Here is a 15,463-nt window from a genome sequence, read left to right as displayed (position 1 = left end):
GATGGCAGCAGGTCCGCAGGGTAACAGCTCCATCACCGGCAGCGTCGTCGCCTTTCCCGGCGGGCGCGGTTCGGTTCCCCTGCAGGTCGGGTTCGACCGTCTGGAACTCCAGCGCATTCTCGACCTCTACGGCCGCATGGTCGCCGCCGGGCTGTGGCGCGATTACGCGATGGACTTCGCGCGCGAGGCGGCGAGTTTCAGCGCTTTCCGCCGCTCCGCTGAACGCCCGCAGGCGCGGATCGAGAAGCGCCCGGCCCTGCGCGGCAAGCAGGGCATGTGGACGCTGTTCGGCGAAGCCGGGCAGGTGCTCAAACGCGGTCACGACCTGTCGAACGTGCTCAGCCCCCTCGAGCGCAAGATGCTCAAGGTCGTCGAGGACTGACGGCTGAAATCTTCCTGCAAAATGTGAGTGCGAAGCGGCCTGATGCGCAAGATATCCCTGATGCTCGCCGCGGCCTCGCTGTCGCTGGTTTCCTCCGCCTCGCTGGCCCAGAGCATGCCCGGCGGCGGCATGGATGGCGGCATGGGCGGCGGAATGGGCGGGGGCGGCATGGGTGACATGGGCGGTGGCGGCCCCGGCGGAGGCGAAGGGCGTCCCACGCCGCCGCGCCCGCCCAAGCCGGTCAAGCGCAAGCAGTTCGACCGGCTCGTCACCGGCATGTTCCGCGAGGCCGACGCCGACAAGGACGGCACGGTCACGCTCGCCGAACTACACGGCGTCGTCGATGCCCGGCGCGAGGCCACCATCCGCGCCCGCTTCGCCGTCGTCGACACCAACCGCGACGGCACCGTCTCGGCGGCCGAGTTCATGGCCTGGCAGAAGCAGATGGGCTCGGTCGCATCGAGCGACGCGCAGGCCTCCGGCGACCGCGAAGGCCCGGTCGCCGACACGATCCTGCCGCGCCCCAACGACGAGGACGACTACGCGGTCGCCGCGCTGATCGAGCCGCTCGGCGGCACCGTGATCGCGCAGGCCAACACCAATTACGACGCCGGGGTCAGCCTCGAGGAACTGCTGGCCTACGAAGGCAGGCACTTCGACGAGGCCGACAAGGATCACGACGGCGAGCTGTCGATGCAGGAACTGCGTCCCGCGCGGCCGGGCGGCAGGGGGCCGGACGGTCGCGGCGGCCCCGGCGGTCCGGGCCGCCCGCCACGGTGATCGCCGCGCCAGACCTTCCCAAGGGCCTGCGCGCCGCCTGAAATTCCGACTGAGGACTAACCCCCGCGCATCGCGGGGATTTCCCGCATGGCGCGGCTCTCCGTCCAGCCTGTACCTGCGTGGCATGGATTCGCGCGGCGAGGAGTGCGGCTATGAACAGGTTTCCCGCCCTGATCGTGGGCGCCGCCGGGAGTTTGTACGCTGCCGGCGGCATCGCGCAGGAAGCCCCGCCGAGCGGCCGCGACATCACCCGCCCGCTCCAGCGCATCGACCTGCGGGTCGAATATGCCGACGAGGGCGAGGACGACACCACCACGTTCACCCTGCGGCACGACCGTCCCGTCGAGCTTGGCGACGGCTGGCGCGCCAACCTGCGCATCGACCTGCCGTTCAAGATCGCCGACGGGCCGGGAGAAAGCCCGGATTTCGGATTCGGAGAGGTGCTGGTCCAGGCGATCTTCGCCCGCCGGACGGGGGAAAACGGCTTCGGGCTGGGCACCCAGCTCATCGTCCCGACCGAGAGCGGCGACAGGTTCGGCCGGGGACAGTGGCGGCTGAGGCCCACTGCCGGGTATCGCTGGGCCACGCCGTCGATATCGAAGGGGAGCTATTTCCAGGCCGTCGCCCGCTACGACTTCAGCATCGCCGGCGAGGATGGCCGGGGCAGGACGCGCGAGCTGCAGTTCTCACCCAACCTCGAGATCGAACTGCCCGGCGAGGCCTACGTCTCGATCTTTCCGAGCACCGACATCCGCTACAACTTCGTCAACGACGAATTCTTCCTCCCCGCCAATGTCGAGCTGGGCAAGCAGTGGGGCAGGGTGGTCGCCTCGCTGGAGGGCGGCGCGGCGATCGTCTCGGGCGATGGCGCGCCCTACAAGTGGAAGCTCGAGGCGCGCGTCGGATACAGGTTCTAGCGCGGCGCCTTCTGCGCCGACAGCATGGCGAGCGCGTGCTGCGCCTGCTCCATGCCGTTCTCGAAGACATGGTCGCCGGTACGGTCGGAGATGCGGGGCCAGGCGGCGGCCACGTCCTCGGCGCTGCGGCGGCCTTCGGGGAGCAGGACGCCGTCGTTGATGGTGATCCACGCGCCCTGGAACACGCCGCCGCCCGCCGCGAGGATGGCGTCGGTGGGGGCGTCCCCGGACACGAGGAAGATCGCGGCAGGCACGGCGTTTTCGGGTTCGAACGCCTTGTAGGCTTCCTCGGGGAAGATGTCGGCGGTCATGCGGGTGCCGGCCGTGGGCGAGATCGCGTTGACGCGGATGCCGTATTTCGCGCCTTCCAGCCGCAGGGTGCGGGCAAGGCCCAGCACGCCCGCCTTCGCGGCGCTGTAGTTCGCCTGCCCGAAGTTGCCGCCGAGGCCCGAGGACGAGGTGGTCATCAGCACGCGCCCGTAGCTTTGCTCGCGCATCGTGTCCCACACCGCCTTGGTGGCAAACGCGCTGCCGAGCAGGTGGACGCGCACGACCAGCTCGAAGTCGGCGGGGTCCATCTTGGCGAAGGTGCGGTCGCGCAGGATGCCCGCGTTGTTGATGAGGACGTGGATGCCGCCCCAGGCCTCCCGCGCGCGCGCGGCCATCTGCTCCATCTGCGCGTAGTCCGAGACGTCGCCGCCGTCGGCTATCGCCTCGCCGCCGGCCTCGCGGATTTCCTCGACCACGGCCATCGCCGCTTCGGAATGGCCGGTGCCGTCGCGCGCGGCGCCAAGGTCGTTCACCACGACTTTGGCGCCGCGCCGCGCCAGTTCCAGAGCGTAGGCCCGGCCCAGGCCATTGCCCGCGCCGGTGACCACCGCGACCTGCCCGGCAAAGGAGATGGTCATCGCTGAACTCCACATCCGCCGAAAAACCGGCCTTGCACTGCAGATGACAGGTTGGACGCGGCGGTTCAATGTCGGTTCGCGCCGCGCGGCGGACGCTGCGACTTGCCTCGGCGGCGCTCAGGAGTCATAGGCGCCCGAGAACGAATCTGCGCCACCGAAAGGCCCTGCGATGAAAGTCCGCGTCCACGTCAGCCTCAAGCCCGGCGTCCTCGATCCCCAGGGCCGCGCGATCCACCACTCGCTCGAGGGCCTCGGCTTCGCGGGCGTCAACGACGTGCGCGCCGGCCGCCTGTTCGAGCTCGACGTGGCCGACAGCGTCTCGGACGAGGCGATCGACGATATGTGCCGCAAGCTCCTCGCCAACATGGTGATCGAGAACTACCGCATCGAGAAGGTGGCCGCCTGATGGCCTTCACCTCCGCCGTCATCACCTTCCCGGGCTCGAACTGCGACCGCGACATGGCGGTGGCGCTGGAGAAGGTATCGGGCACCGCGCCCCACCGCGTCTGGCACGGCGACAGCGAACTGCCGCAGGGACTGGACTTCATCGCCGTCCCCGGCGGCTTCTCCTACGGCGACTATCTGCGCTGCGGCGCCATCGCCTCGCGCTCGCCGATCATGCAGGCGGTGGTCGCGGCAGCGGAACGCGGCGTGCCGGTGCTCGGCGTGTGCAACGGCTTCCAGGTGCTGACCGAGAGCGGACTGCTGCCGGGCGCGCTGCTGCGCAATGCCGGGCTGAACTTCGTCTGCCGTGAAGTCGCGCTCGAAGTCGCCAACGCGCAGTCGCTGTTCACCTCGGCCTACGAGGCCGGGCAGGTGATCCGCGTCCCCGTCGCCCACCACGACGGCAACTACTTCGCCGACGACGCCACGCTCGACCGCCTCGAAGGCGAGGGCCGCGTGGCCTTCCGCTATGCCGAGGACGTCAACGGCTCGGCCCGCTCGATCGCCGGCCTGCTCAACGAGGCGGGCAACGTGCTGGGCATGATGCCGCACCCCGAGCGCGCCATCGAGACCACCCACGGCGGCACCGACGGGCGCGGCCTGTTCGAAAGCGCCATCCGGGGCCTCGTCGGAGCCTGAGGCGACCTTACCGCCCTTGCTCGCTAGGCGGCGGGCCGGGGCGGGCGCGGGTAGACGATGAAATCGGCGTGCCGGTCTATCGTCGGGGCCGGGCCGCCGTTCGCGGCCTTGTCGGCGGCCGCGTCGACGGCCTCCTTAAGCTCGCCGATCGCTGCCGGTGACAGTGGCAGGGCGTGCTCCGACGCATGGCTGGGGGCTTCCATCGGATAGTCCTGCCCCGGCGTGGTCGTCATCTCGATATGCGCGCCGAGCAGGGCGCGGACCGGATGGGTCGCCGCGAAGGCGGCAAGCCGGTCGGCGCTGGCGCGGAAATCTCCGAACCTGTCGAGCGGCACGTAGAGCCTGCCGGGATAGAGCATGTCGCCGGAAAACAGCAGCTTTGTGCGGGCATCGTAGACCATGACGTGCGCCGGCTCGTGGCCCGGCATCGGGATCACGTCGAGCACGCGCCGGCCGAGGTCGATGCTGCCGGCGCCGTGCGGCCAGTCCTTCACCTGAAAGAAGCTCGCGACCTCGTCGGGCGCGAGGCCGACGACGGTGGTGCGGGGGCGGGCGCGAAACTCGTCGTCGCCCTCATGGTGATCGCCGTGGCTGTGCGAGTGCGCGACGACGAGGTCGATGGCGCGGTTGCCGTGCGCGGCCTGCCACTCCCCGATCAGCCGGTCGATCGCCGGGCGGACCTTGAGGCCGCCCGCGCCGCTGTCGATGAGCAGCGCGCGGTCCGTGCCGAACAGAAGGTAGAGGAAGGGCGCCTCGAAATTGGTGCGCACCGACTGGCGGATGACGAAAGTGTCGGCGTCGATCCGCTGGACCTGCATCTCGGGCTCGCTTGCCGCGGTGCCGTCGATCCAGTGTTCGAAGTGGGGGAGCTTGGGCGCGGGTGCCGCGCCGATCAGCAGCGATGCCGCGCCGATCGACAGGAGCGCGCGAACGACGGTCGCGGAGGGGCGGGCGGTGAGGGCAGGCTGCATCCGGCCAGACTATGCGTTATGGCGGGTTTGGCAAACGTTCTGTCAGCGAGGCCTCCGCTGCGCCGAACGGCCCGCGCTTTCCTACATCCCGCGGGCCGCATTATGCTCGCCGCATGATCTCGCCAGCCCGTTCTCCCCGCCGTCGCCCCCCAGAATGCAAGGCGACACCTTCGCCGCACAAGGCGACACCTTTGCCGCACAAGGCGACACTTTGCCGGCACAAGGCGACACATTCCGGCCCCGGGAAGGCAGTTTGCCCCCTGGACCGTGTAAACCGTGTAAACCTGTGTCGCCTTGCGGGCGTCAGGCGACGTTCTGGGCGGACAGGGAGGCTTGGCTTCGGAACAGGGCGCCTGCGTCCCGGGGGGACATCGGGCGGCCGAAGAAGTAGCCCTGGATCTTGCGGCAGCCGAGCTGGCGGATGACCTGGACCTGCTTTTCGGTCTCGGCGCCTTCCGCGGTGGTCGACATGCCGAGGCTGTCGGCCATGGCGACGACCGCGCGGATGATCGCCAGACTTTCGACATTGCCGGTCGCCGCGCCCTGCACGAACGAGCGGTCGACCTTGATGGTCGAGAACCGCAGCTTGCGCAGGTATCCGAGCGAGGAATAGCCGGTGCCAAAGTCGTCCAGCGCGACCTGGCAGCCGAGCGCCATGATCTGCTCGAGCGCGGCGCGGGCCATGCTGGCGTCGCGCAGGAAGATGCTCTCGGTCACCTCGATCTCGAGGCGGCTGGCCGGCAGTCCGCTGGCCGACAGCGCGGTGACCACGCTGGAGACGAAGTGCTGGTCGAGCAGCTGCTCGCCCGAGACGTTCACGGCGACGCGGATGTGCGTCGGCCAGTTGATCGCCTCGCGGCAGGCTTCTCGCAGGACCCATTCGCCGATCGGCACGATCAGGCGCGTGTCCTCGGCGAGCGGCACGAACTTGGCGGGACTGACGGCGCCGTGCTCGGCGTTGTTCCAGCGCAGCAGCGCCTCGAAGCTGACGACGCTCTCGCTCGTCGCATCGACGACGGGCTGGTAGACGACGTGGAATTCGTCCCGCTCCAGCGCCCGGCGCAGCGCGAATTCGAGCTTGCGCCGCTCCTCGGCATGGGCGTGCAGGGCAGGCTCGTAGGTGCAGTAGGCATTGCCGCCCATGTCCTTGGCCCGGTAGAGCGCGAGGTCGGCGTTGCGCATCAGCGTCTCGATGCTCGATCCGTCACGCGGGCCGACGGCCGAGCCGATCGAGGCGCCGACGAACAGGGTATTGTGGTCGATCTCGTAGGGCTGGGACAGGCGGTTGATGACGCGCCGGGCCACCTGCTCGACATACTTGAGGTCGGCCGCGTCGCGAACCACGATCGCGAATTCGTCGCCGCCCAGCCGCCCGCACAGCTCGTTCTCGCTCATCTGCTCCTTGAGCCGCTCGGACACCCGGGCGAGCAGCTGGTCGCCGACGTGGTGGCCCAGGGTGTCGTTGACGGCCTTGAAGCGGTCGAGGTCGATCATCAGGAAGGCGCAGCGGGTGCGCCAGCTGTCCGCCTGCTGGAGCGCGGTGCCCAGCGTCTCGGTGATCATCATGCGGTTGGGCAGGCCGGTCAGCGTGTCGTAGCGGGCAAGCCAGGCGATCTTGTCGGAATTCTCGCGCGCCTCGGTCACGTCCGAGCCGACGCCGCGAAACCCTTCGAAGACGCCGTGTTCGTTGATGCGGGGCGTTCCCGAGAGCTCCCACCAGCGGGCCTGGCCGCGAATGGCGACCCGAACCAGCAGGTTGGAAAACGGCTCGCGCCGCTTGAGCCGTTCGGCAAGGTCGTGGAGGCTGGAGGGGAACTGGCCGGTCTCCCAGGCAGCGCCGGCGATCAGCTGCACCAGCGGCGTGCCCTCGGCTTCGGCGGCATCGCGGTCGAGCGCATAGGCGAAGCGTGGCGAGACGGAGCGGACGCGGCGGCCGGTGTCGATCTGCCACAGCCAGTCGGCCTGGCCTTCCTCGAACTCGCGCAGGAGGAGCGAGACGACCTCGTCCTTCTCGATCATGCCGGCCTCGGCGATCTTCGCGGTCAGGTAGCGCCGCGCGCCCTCGATCGAGCCGACGACGACGATGCCCATGAACAGGACGGCGATCGCGGCCATGTCGTAACTTGCGGAAAACAGGAAATAGGCGACCGCCGAACCCCCGACCAGCGCGCAGAAGGTCAGCGTGGCGACCGGAACGGCGGGGATGAGGATCACCGATGCGGCCATCGACATGGCGAGGACGGTCCAGACCTTCACCTGCGTCTGCGGATCGAGGAACATCCCGAGGCCCCCCAGCGGCAGAGCCCAGGCGAGGCCGTTGCCGATCGAGCCGACCAGCTGCGCCTTCACTTCGCCCGGCGAGATGCGGCGGCGGTCGGCATCGGCGAGCGAGCGGTCGACCCGGTAGCCGTGCCACTGCGTCACCGCGACCAGGACAAGCCAGGCGGCGATGGCGGGGAGTGCGATTCGACCAAGCAGAAGCATGGTGACCGCCAGTGCGGCGGCTGCCTGCATCGTGATCCGGGTGGCCGTAGACCGGCGCAGGGTGGCGTATTGCAACCCGCGCAGTCGGGACCAATTCCCATCATCGGGATCGGACAGGCCCAGTACCGCGAGGACGGGAAGGTCTCTCAGCAGGGCTTTGCTGGCGGGCGACGCGCTGTTCACCCGCCGAGGGTTACCGGGAAAAGAGTTAGAGCTAAGTTAAGTGTTTGCCACTGTTTGTGCTGGCTATTCGACGGTCACGCTCTTGGCGAGGTTGCGCGGCTGATCGACGTCGGTGCCCTTCACGCAGGCGACGTGGTAGGCCAGCAACTGCACCGGCACCGCGTAGACCAGCGGGGCGATGAGCGGGTGGACGCGGGGCATCTCGATCGTGGCGATGCAGCCGTCGCCGGCCTCTGCAATGCCTTGCGCGTCGGAGATGAGCACGACCTTGCCGCCACGCGCGCGGACTTCCTGCATGTTGCTGACGGTCTTCTCGAAAAGCGGGCCGGAGGGCGCGAGGACGATCACGGGAACCGCCTCGTCGATGAGCGCGATGGGGCCGTGCTTCATCTCGCCAGAGGCATAGCCCTCGGCGTGGATATAGCTGATCTCCTTCAGCTTGAGCGCGCCTTCCAGGGCCAGCGGATAGTCGGGGCCGCGGCCGAGATAGAGTACGTCCCGGGCCGGCGCGATGAGGTGGGCCATCGCCGCGATTTCCTCGTCATGGTCGAGCGCGGCGTTGAGGCTGGCGGGGGTTTCCAGAAGGTGCTGGACGACCTCCATCTCCTCCGAGCGGTCCATGCGTCCGCGCTTCACCGCCAGGTGCGCGGCGAGCGCGGCGAGGACGGCGAGCTGGCAGGTGAAGGCCTTGGTCGAGGCGACGCCGATTTCCGGCCCGGCATGGGTCGGCAGCAGCAGGTCCGCCTCGCGCGCCATGGTGCTGGTGGGCACGTTGACGACGACGGCGATGGTCTGCCCGGCCGCCTTGCAGTGGCGCAGCGCCGCGAGGGTGTCGGCCGTCTCGCCCGACTGCGAGATGAAGAGGGCGAGGCCACCGTCCTCAAGCACCGGGTCGCGGTAACGGAACTCCGATGCCACATCGATGTCGACCGGCAGGCGCGCGAAAGTCTCGATCCAGTACTTGGCCACCATACCGGCATAGAAGCTGGTGCCGCAGGCGACGATGGTGATGCGCTTGATCGCGCCGAGGTCGAAGTCGATCTGGGGCAGCGCCACCGACTGATCGACCTGGCGCAGATAGGAACGCAGGGTCTGAGCCACCACGGTCGGTTGCTCGAAGATCTCCTTCTGCATGAAGTGGCGGTAGTTGCCCTTCTCGATCGCGACGGCCGAGGCGCCCGACGTCACGATCTCGCGCACCACCGGGTTGTTCTGCGCATCGTAGATCTGCGCGCCCTCGCGGGTGATGACGACCCAGTCTCCTTCGTCGAGATAAGTGATGCGCTGGGTCAGCGGCGCCAGCGCCAGCGCGTCGGAACCGAGGTAGGTCTCGCCGTCACCATAGCCCACGACCAGCGGCGAGCCGAGGCGCGCGCCGATCAGCATGTCGGGGAAGCGCCGGAACGCGATGGCGAGTGCGAAGGCGCCGCGCAGCAGCGGCAGGGCGGCCTTCACCGCGTCCTCGGGCGACATGCCGGCCTCGACCTGCTCGGAGACGAGATGAGCGACGACTTCGGTGTCGGTCTGGCTCTCGAAGGTGCGGCCGCGCGATTCGAGCGCTTCGCGCAAGGGCTTGAAGTTCTCGATGATGCCGTTGTGGACCAGCGCCAGCTCGGCGGTGGCATGGGGGTGGGCGTTTGCGGCGGTCGGCGCGCCGTGGGTGGCCCAGCGGGTGTGGGCGATGCCGGTCAGGCCGGGCGCGGGATCGCGGGCCAGTTCCTTGACGAGGTTGAACAGCTTGCCCTCGGCGCGGCGGCGCACGAGCTGGCCGTCATGTATGGTGCAGACGCCCGCGCTGTCATAGCCGCGGTACTCCATGCGGCGCAGTCCGTCGACCAAACGGTCCGCCACGTCTTCCTTGCCGACGATGCCGATGATGCCACACATGAGAAGGTATGCCTTAGCTTAGAGGGTATAAGGGACGCGGATGCCCGGCATGCTTGCCGGAAAATCCTTGGTATTTCGTGTAACCAGAATGCGCCCGCGCACGATCGCGCTGGCGAGGATGATGGCGTCGGGCGAGCGCAGGCGAGGGCGCTCCCGGCGCAGGGATGCGGCGCGCGTGGCGATCTCTTCGTCGACCTCGTCGATGGCGAAGCCCGACAGGAAGGCTTCGGTCCGCTGCAGCAGCGGGCCATCACCCTTGGACATGACCTCGATCCAGGCCATCCGACTGATCCACAGGCGCCGTCCTATGCCGACCGCCCGGCGCATTTCGACCCGCGCATCCGGGATGCCGCCCAGCGCGTCGATCACGATATTGGCGTCGAACGCAAAGCTCGTCACGAGGCGGGTTTCGCCCCGGCATCATCCCGGGAAACGTCCGGTCTCGGCACGCGCGGGGCGAAGGCATCGGCGCCCATGACCTTGCGGTAATGCTCATGCTCGCGATCATCGACCTCGTCGAACAGGTCGGGGAACTCGGCCCGCACTTCCTCGTAGTCGTAGTCCCAGGGCCGGGCAGTGGCGGCGCGTTCGCGTCGTTGCCATTCGACGGCATCGCCGATGTCGGTGCGGTCCTTCCACAGGCCGAAACCCCGATCGATCCAGTCCTGCGACCCGTCGGCGCGATAGGCGCTGACGGCCTCGCGCAGGACCGAGGCGCGCGACTTGCCGAGTTCGGCCGCGCGCGCGTCGAGCCAGCGGATGTCCTCATCGGGAAGGTCTGCCAGGATGCGGGTCATGATATCGCGATATCATATCGTGATATCACCGGCAAGGCGGATGGGTCGTGAGCCATGCCGGGGACAGTGCGCCATCGGCGATGACCTGGCGCTGTCCCCGACATTACAAGCGCGTCATCAATCCCCGTCGAGCATGTTGCCGAGCGATCCCAGAAGCGAGCCTTCGCCCCGGCTCTGGCCGCCGCGCGAACCGGCGGCGGCGAGCATGCGTCCTGCAAGGCGCGAGAACGGCAGCGACTGGATCCACACCTTGCCCGGGCCGCGCAGGCGGGCGAAGAACACGCCTTCACCGCCGAAGATCATCGACTTGACCGACCCGGCGCGGATCACGTCGAAGCCCACGCCGGCGGTCATCGCCGCGACGCAGCCGGTGTCGACGTGCAGTTCCTCGCCGGCGCTCAGCTCACGCTCGATGACGGTGCCGCCCATCTGGACGAAGACCCAGCCATCGCCTTCCAGCTTCTGCATGATGAAGCCTTCGCCGCCGAACAGGCCGGTCATGATCTTCTGCTGGAAGTGGATGCCGATCGACACGCCGCGTGCAGCCGCCAAGAACGCGTCCTTCTGACAGATCAGCTGCCCGTCCACGTCGTCGAGCTTGATCGGCAGGATCGCGCCGGGGACGGGGGCCGCGAACGACACGCGCGCCTTGCCCGCGCCGCGATGGGTGAAGACGGTGGTGAACAGGCTCTCGCCGGTGACGAGGCGCTTGCCCGCGCCCAGCAGCTTGCCCATGAAGCCGCCGCTCTGGTCGCCAGACCCGTCACCGAAGACGGTGGTCATGTCGATCGCGGCGTCCTTCCAGACCATCGCGCCGGCTTCGGCCACGGCGCTCTCGCCGGGATCGAGCTCGATCTCGACGAACTGGAGTTCCTGGCCTTTGATCTCGAAATCGACGTCGTCGGCGATCGAGGAACTGCGGCTGTGGCTCCAGGGACTGTTTGCCATCGATAATCTCCGTGTATTGGCTGCGTTTCGGGGGCGGATGCGATCAACGACGGTGTGATTTCGGCAAGGCGACTTGTCAAACCGCGCCGGTCGGATATTCTCCACCGTTCAACGAACACTGGCCGGCAATTGGCCCGTTAGGAAAGCCCCGGCGCAGACCGGTGCGGCAACGGTGTTCCGGGAGAGGATATCACGGATGAACGCAAGAATTGCGTCGACAGCATTGATGGCACTGGCAGGCTCGGTTTCCCTGTTGTTCGCCGGATCGGCGCAGGCCAGTTCCGCCGACGGCGACCATTCGACGATGGTTCCGGTGGCACTCGTCGCCGCGGCGTTCGAGCGGCCCGCCCCCAAGTTCGATGCGGGCGCGGACGTGAAGCAGGGCTTCAACCTCATTCGTCGCGGCAAGCAGGAACAGGCGGTCAAGCTGTTCGACAAGGTGATCGCGCAGGGCCAGGTGCATCTGGCCGGTGACACCAGGCCGCGCCTTTGCCGCCTCGGCGACGGGGCGGCCGGCGATGCTTCCGCTTCGATCGATCCGGCGGTGTGCGACGCGCACTTCGGCAAGGGCTTCGCACTGATCGATCTTGGCCGGGGCGACCTCGCCGAAGCCGAACTCGGCAAGGCGACGCAGATGGCGCCGACCAATGCGCACTTCGCCAACGAATATGCCGAACTCTTCAAATCGCGGCGCGACTGGCAGAAGAGTTACGATGGTTTCGCCCGTGCCTGGTCGATCGTCGACAAGTCCACGGCCGGCCCCGACGCTTCGGTTGCGGCGCGCGCTCTGCGCGGCATGGGGTTCAACAAGGCTGCGATGGGTCATTACGACGAGGCGGAGGCGCTCTACACGCAGTCGCTGCAATACGATCCGCAGAGCGAGATCGCCCGCGCCGAACTTGGCAACATCTCCCGCAGGAAGGCGATCGGTTCCTAATCACCGCAGTGCGCCGCGTCCGGTGACAGCCGGCGCGGCATGGGCGTGCCGCCGCCAGTCGTTCAGTCTTCCTTCTCGGTCTTTTTCTTCTTCATGGCGTCGTGGAAGCGGTCGGCCCAGCCGGGCTTGACCAGCTGCTCGCCGCGCACGAGGCGCAGTTCCCCGTCAGCCACGTCGCGCGTCACCGCGCTGCCGGCCGCGACGATGGCGTCGGCGCCGATCTTAACGGGCGCCACCAGCGCGCTGTTCGAACCGATGAAGGCGCGCTCGCCGATCACCGTCTGATGCTTGAAGTAGCCATCGTAGTTGCAGGTTATGGTGCCCGCGCCGATGTTGGCGTGCGCACCCACGGTCGCATCGCCGAGGTAGGTAAGGTGACTGGCCTTGGCACCTTCCCCCAGCACGGCGTTCTTCATTTCGACGAAGTTGCCGACCTTCGACCCTGCCTTCAGAACCGCGCCGGGGCGTAGGCGAGCGTATGGTCCGATGGCGACCCCGCTCTCCAGCGTAGCGCCCTCGAGGTGTGAGAAGGCATGGATCACCACGTCATCCGCAACGGTCACGCCCGGACCGAACACGACGTTCGGCTCGATCGTGACATCGCGGCCAAGCCGGGTGTCCCAGGCAAAGAACACGCTCTCCGGCGCGATCAGGGTCGCTCCTTCGGCCATGGCACGGATGCGGCGCTTCGCCTGCCAGCGGCCTTCCGCCTCGGCGAGTTCGCCGCGGCTGTTGATGCCGCCTACCTCGTCCGGATCGTCGGTCACGATGACGGCGCAGGCCCGGCCTTCGAGCGTGGCGATATTCACGATGTCGACGAGGTAGTACTCGCCCTGGGAATTCTCGTTGCCGACCTTGGCGAGCAGGTCGAACAGGTCCGCCGACTTCACCGCCATCAGCCCTGAGTTGCAAAGGCGGCAGGCGCGCTGCTCGTCGGTGGCGTCCTTGTATTCGACCATCATCGCGATGCGGCCGTCGTCGTGGGCGAGCACGCGGCCGTACTGCAGCGGGTCCGAAGGCTCGAAGCCGAGCACCACCACCGCAGGCGCGTCGGGGGCGTGGAGACGCTCGATCATCGCGCGCATCGTCTCGGCCCGCACGAACGGCACGTCGCCGTAGAGAACAAGAACGTCGCCGACGAAGCCCGCCAGCGCCTGTTCGGACTGCTGCACTGCATGGCCGGTACCGAGTTGCGGGTCCTGCACCGCGATCGTGGCGCGCGGGCCGAGCGCCTTTTCCAGCTGCTCGCGTCCGTGCCCGGCGACGACGACCTGGCGCTCCGGTGCAAGCTCCAGCGCGCTCGCGAGCAGGTGCTCGAGCATCGGCCGCCCGGCTATCGGATGCAGCACCTTGTGCCGGTCGCTTTTCATGCGGGTGCCCTTGCCGGCAGCGAGGACGACGATGGCGAGGGGGGGCTGGGCGAGCGGCATACTGGCAGAAGTCATGGGCCACTCCTGCCAGCAAATTGTTGCGGTTTCCACACCAAGCCGCCACTGCGGCGGGGATGACATTGTTTCCCTTTGAAATCGTCGGCTTCGACCTCGACGGAACCCTGCTCGACAGCCTCGGCGACCTCGCCAACGCGGTGAACCACGCGCTCTCGCTGGAGGGGCGGCGGGCCGTGCCGGTCGCGGAGGTGCGCGGCTTCGTCGGCGGCGGCGCGCGAAAGATGCTGGCCAACGCGATGCTGGCGACGGGCGGTGCGGTGGACGACGCGCGGTTCGAGGCACTGCACGAGGCACTGCTCACCTTCTACGAGGCCAACATCGCGGTGGAAACCCGGCTGTTTCCCGGCGGAGAGGCGATGCTGGATGCACTGGCGGTGCGCGGGGTCAAGATCGCGGTCGTCACCAACAAGCTCGAACGCTTCGCCGTGAAGATCTTCGCTGAGCTTGGCCTGTCGGAGCGGTTCTACACCGTCATCGGTGGCGACACGCTTGGCCCCGGTCGCGCCAAGCCGCGTCCTGACCTGTTGCATCTGATGCTGGAGCGCGGCGGTGGAGGCAGGGCTGCCTACATTGGTGACACCAGCTATGACACCCGCGCGGCGGCTGCGACGGGCTTGCCCTGCGTCGTCGTAGGTTTCGGTTTCAACGACCTGTCGCCCGAGGAAATGGCGGCGGCGAATGTTATCGACCACTTCGACGAACTCGTTCCGACACTGCAACGCATCGGGGCATAACGCCCACCCGATAACCGCCCGAGGCAAGCGGCCGTGCTTGCCTCCACCCGGCCGCCGTGCGAGCCCTCGGGCAAAAGAGGGAGACGAAGCGATGCCGACACCGGGTGAAAAGCTGCGCGCACTGATCGAGAACGGCGACCATTTCGTCGCCGCAGAGGCCTATAGCGCGCTGACGGGTCGCATCGTCGAGCATGTCGGGTTCAAGGCTGCTTACCTTGGCGGTCACGCCTGCTCGGCGTTTCATTACGCGGTGCCGGACAACGGCAGCTTCAGCCAGATAGAGCAGATCGACCAGGCAGGCCGCATTGCCCAGGCCATGACCATTCCGCTCATCGCCGATGCCGACACACTCGGTGAGACGGTGGCCGACGCCTACCGCCTGACGAAGATGTACGTCGCTGCCGGTATTGCGGGCTACCACGTCGAGGACGAGATCAATCCCAAGCACTCCAAGCACGTCAACGGCCTATGCTCGATCGAGGAGATGCAGTGCCGGATCGAGGCGGGCGTGAAGGCGCGGGGCGATTCGGGCCTCGTCATCATCGCGCGCTGCGACGAACTCTATACCAGCGCCAATGGCGGCGGCGGCACCGGATCGATCGACGAGGCGATCCGCCGCGCGCACGCCTATGCCGAGGCGGGAGCCGATGCCATCGTCTTCGCCAGCGCTCCGCCGGAGCAGCAGGCACAGGTGATTCCGCAAATGAAAATCCCGGTCTGCACGCTCGGCTTCAACCTGCCGGGCACCCAGTTCACGCTGTCGACCGGCTGGGGTTGGGTCTCGGCGGCGGTCAATCACCTGAAGATGGCGCGGGAGCTGATGGAGACCGGCGGCGTGGCGAGCGCGATGGAGGCGTTCACCAACTTCCCCGAGAAGTACGACCTGATCGACCAGAACCTCTACGACGAGCTGATCGTCGACTGGGCCGAGCGGACCGGCAAGCCTACAAGGCCCAACCACGCGCGGTGATCGTCGGGCGAGGGAAGCGCGCACCGGGTAGGTT

Annotated in this window: 16 protein-coding genes; 8 read left to right on the top strand and 8 right to left on the bottom strand. The window is 67.9% G+C overall.

Annotation, left to right across the window (positions count from 1 at the left end; genetic code table 11):
• Position 1 precedes the first annotated feature (1 nt).
• The 3 genes from AC07M9_RS09210 to AC07M9_RS09200 all read left to right on the top strand — a co-directional run bounded on the left by AC07M9_RS09210 (position 2) and on the right by AC07M9_RS09200 (position 2,079).
• A complete protein-coding gene (locus AC07M9_RS09210; RefSeq protein WP_494883170.1) occupies positions 2–382 on the top strand; it encodes a DUF2794 domain-containing protein in 381 nt (126 codons plus the stop codon).
• 42 nt (positions 383–424) lie between these two features.
• Positions 425–1,162: an EF-hand domain-containing protein gene (locus tag AC07M9_RS09205; RefSeq protein WP_494883168.1), complete on the top strand. Its 738-nt coding sequence runs from the start codon at positions 425–427 to the stop codon at positions 1,160–1,162.
• A 152-nt stretch (positions 1,163–1,314) separates the two neighbouring features.
• A complete protein-coding gene (locus AC07M9_RS09200; protein ID WP_494883167.1) occupies positions 1,315–2,079 on the top strand; it encodes a hypothetical protein in 765 nt (254 codons plus the stop codon).
• On the opposite strand, the gene AC07M9_RS09195 is transcribed toward AC07M9_RS09200, so the two are convergent.
• Positions 2,076–2,987, bottom strand: a complete 912-nt coding sequence (locus AC07M9_RS09195) for an SDR family NAD(P)-dependent oxidoreductase (protein WP_494883165.1) — start codon at positions 2,985–2,987, stop codon at positions 2,076–2,078. The two genes, AC07M9_RS09200 and AC07M9_RS09195, sit on opposite strands and share 4 nt — an antisense overlap.
• 169 nt (positions 2,988–3,156) lie before the next feature.
• Between AC07M9_RS09195 and purS the strand changes: the two genes are divergently transcribed.
• Both purS and purQ read left to right on the top strand, forming a co-directional pair.
• Positions 3,157–3,393, top strand: a complete 237-nt coding sequence (purS, locus tag AC07M9_RS09190; protein ID WP_007684732.1) for a phosphoribosylformylglycinamidine synthase subunit PurS — start codon at positions 3,157–3,159, stop codon at positions 3,391–3,393.
• The gene (purQ, locus tag AC07M9_RS09185) at positions 3,393–4,070 is read left to right on the top strand and encodes a phosphoribosylformylglycinamidine synthase subunit PurQ (RefSeq protein ID WP_494883163.1); all 678 of its coding nucleotides are present in this window, start codon (positions 3,393–3,395) and stop codon (positions 4,068–4,070) included. The genes purS and purQ overlap by 1 nt, the downstream gene beginning before the upstream one ends.
• A 23-nt stretch (positions 4,071–4,093) precedes the next feature.
• On the opposite strand, the gene AC07M9_RS09180 is transcribed toward purQ, so the two are convergent.
• From AC07M9_RS09180 to AC07M9_RS09155, 6 genes are all read right to left on the bottom strand, one after another.
• A complete protein-coding gene (locus AC07M9_RS09180) occupies positions 4,094–5,041 on the bottom strand; it encodes an MBL fold metallo-hydrolase (protein WP_494883162.1) in 948 nt (315 codons plus the stop codon).
• 303 nt (positions 5,042–5,344) lie between these two features.
• Positions 5,345–7,708 (bottom strand): putative bifunctional diguanylate cyclase/phosphodiesterase, encoded by a 2,364-nt coding sequence (locus tag AC07M9_RS09175; protein WP_494883160.1) that lies wholly within the window; start codon positions 7,706–7,708, stop codon positions 5,345–5,347.
• Positions 7,709–7,771: 63 nt separating this feature from the next.
• Positions 7,772–9,595 (bottom strand): glutamine--fructose-6-phosphate transaminase (isomerizing), encoded by a 1,824-nt coding sequence (gene glmS / locus AC07M9_RS09170; protein ID WP_494883158.1) that lies wholly within the window; start codon positions 9,593–9,595, stop codon positions 7,772–7,774.
• 18 nt (positions 9,596–9,613) lie between these two features.
• On the bottom strand, positions 9,614–9,994 hold the full coding sequence (locus tag AC07M9_RS09165) for a type II toxin-antitoxin system VapC family toxin (RefSeq protein ID WP_494883156.1): 381 nt from the start codon (positions 9,992–9,994) through the stop codon (positions 9,614–9,616).
• Entirely contained in the window at positions 9,991–10,392 is a 402-nt protein-coding gene (locus AC07M9_RS09160) for a CopG family transcriptional regulator (protein ID WP_494883154.1), read from the bottom strand. Before AC07M9_RS09160 ends, AC07M9_RS09165 begins: the two co-directional genes overlap by 4 nt.
• Positions 10,393–10,509: 117 nt before the next feature.
• The gene (locus tag AC07M9_RS09155) at positions 10,510–11,340 is read right to left on the bottom strand and encodes an AIM24 family protein (RefSeq protein ID WP_494883152.1); all 831 of its coding nucleotides are present in this window, start codon (positions 11,338–11,340) and stop codon (positions 10,510–10,512) included.
• Positions 11,341–11,536: 196 nt separating this feature from the next.
• Here AC07M9_RS09155 and AC07M9_RS09150 point away from each other — a divergent pair, with 196 nt between their 5' ends.
• Entirely contained in the window at positions 11,537–12,277 is a 741-nt protein-coding gene (locus tag AC07M9_RS09150; protein WP_494883150.1) for a tetratricopeptide repeat protein, read from the top strand.
• Between the two features lie 62 nt (positions 12,278–12,339).
• Here AC07M9_RS09150 and glmU read toward each other — a convergent pair whose 3' ends face one another.
• Positions 12,340–13,722, bottom strand: a complete 1,383-nt coding sequence (gene glmU, locus AC07M9_RS09145) for a bifunctional UDP-N-acetylglucosamine diphosphorylase/glucosamine-1-phosphate N-acetyltransferase GlmU (protein ID WP_494883148.1) — start codon at positions 13,720–13,722, stop codon at positions 12,340–12,342.
• 59 nt (positions 13,723–13,781) lie between these two features.
• Here glmU and AC07M9_RS09140 point away from each other — a divergent pair, with 59 nt between their 5' ends.
• Entirely contained in the window at positions 13,782–14,459 is a 678-nt protein-coding gene (locus AC07M9_RS09140) for an HAD-IA family hydrolase (protein ID WP_494883146.1), read from the top strand.
• A gap of 91 nt (positions 14,460–14,550) precedes the next feature.
• The gene (locus AC07M9_RS09135) at positions 14,551–15,429 is read left to right on the top strand and encodes an isocitrate lyase/PEP mutase family protein (RefSeq protein WP_494883144.1); all 879 of its coding nucleotides are present in this window, start codon (positions 14,551–14,553) and stop codon (positions 15,427–15,429) included.
• Positions 15,430–15,463: the final 34 nt, after the last annotated feature.

The organism is Novosphingobium sp. GW821-FHT09E05 (assembly GCF_059416165.1).
The sequence above is the reverse complement of the archived record's forward strand: the minus strand, read 5'-3'. Positions and strand labels throughout refer to the sequence as shown.

Coding starts and splice junctions, on each gene's coding strand:
- AC07M9_RS09200 (WP_494883167.1), top strand. CDS start 1,315: ATGAACAGGTTTCCCGCCCTGATCGTGGGCGCCGCCGGGAGTTTGTAC.
- AC07M9_RS09195 (WP_494883165.1), bottom strand. CDS start 2,987: ATGACCATCTCCTTTGCCGGGCAGGTCGCGGTGGTCACCGGCGCGGGC.
- AC07M9_RS09160 (WP_494883154.1), bottom strand. CDS start 10,392: ATGACCCGCATCCTGGCAGACCTTCCCGATGAGGACATCCGCTGGCTC.
- AC07M9_RS09135 (WP_494883144.1), top strand. CDS start 14,551: ATGCCGACACCGGGTGAAAAGCTGCGCGCACTGATCGAGAACGGCGAC.
- AC07M9_RS09205 (WP_494883168.1), top strand. CDS start 425: ATGCGCAAGATATCCCTGATGCTCGCCGCGGCCTCGCTGTCGCTGGTT.
- AC07M9_RS09150 (WP_494883150.1), top strand. CDS start 11,537: ATGAACGCAAGAATTGCGTCGACAGCATTGATGGCACTGGCAGGCTCG.
- purQ (WP_494883163.1), top strand. CDS start 3,393: ATGGCCTTCACCTCCGCCGTCATCACCTTCCCGGGCTCGAACTGCGAC.
- AC07M9_RS09140 (WP_494883146.1), top strand. CDS start 13,782: ATGACATTGTTTCCCTTTGAAATCGTCGGCTTCGACCTCGACGGAACC.
- AC07M9_RS09155 (WP_494883152.1), bottom strand. CDS start 11,340: ATGGCAAACAGTCCCTGGAGCCACAGCCGCAGTTCCTCGATCGCCGAC.
- AC07M9_RS09210 (WP_494883170.1), top strand. CDS start 2: ATGGCAGCAGGTCCGCAGGGTAACAGCTCCATCACCGGCAGCGTCGTC.
- glmU (WP_494883148.1), bottom strand. CDS start 13,722: ATGACTTCTGCCAGTATGCCGCTCGCCCAGCCCCCCCTCGCCATCGTC.
- purS (WP_007684732.1), top strand. CDS start 3,157: ATGAAAGTCCGCGTCCACGTCAGCCTCAAGCCCGGCGTCCTCGATCCC.
- glmS (WP_494883158.1), bottom strand. CDS start 9,595: ATGTGTGGCATCATCGGCATCGTCGGCAAGGAAGACGTGGCGGACCGT.
- AC07M9_RS09180 (WP_494883162.1), bottom strand. CDS start 5,041: ATGCAGCCTGCCCTCACCGCCCGCCCCTCCGCGACCGTCGTTCGCGCG.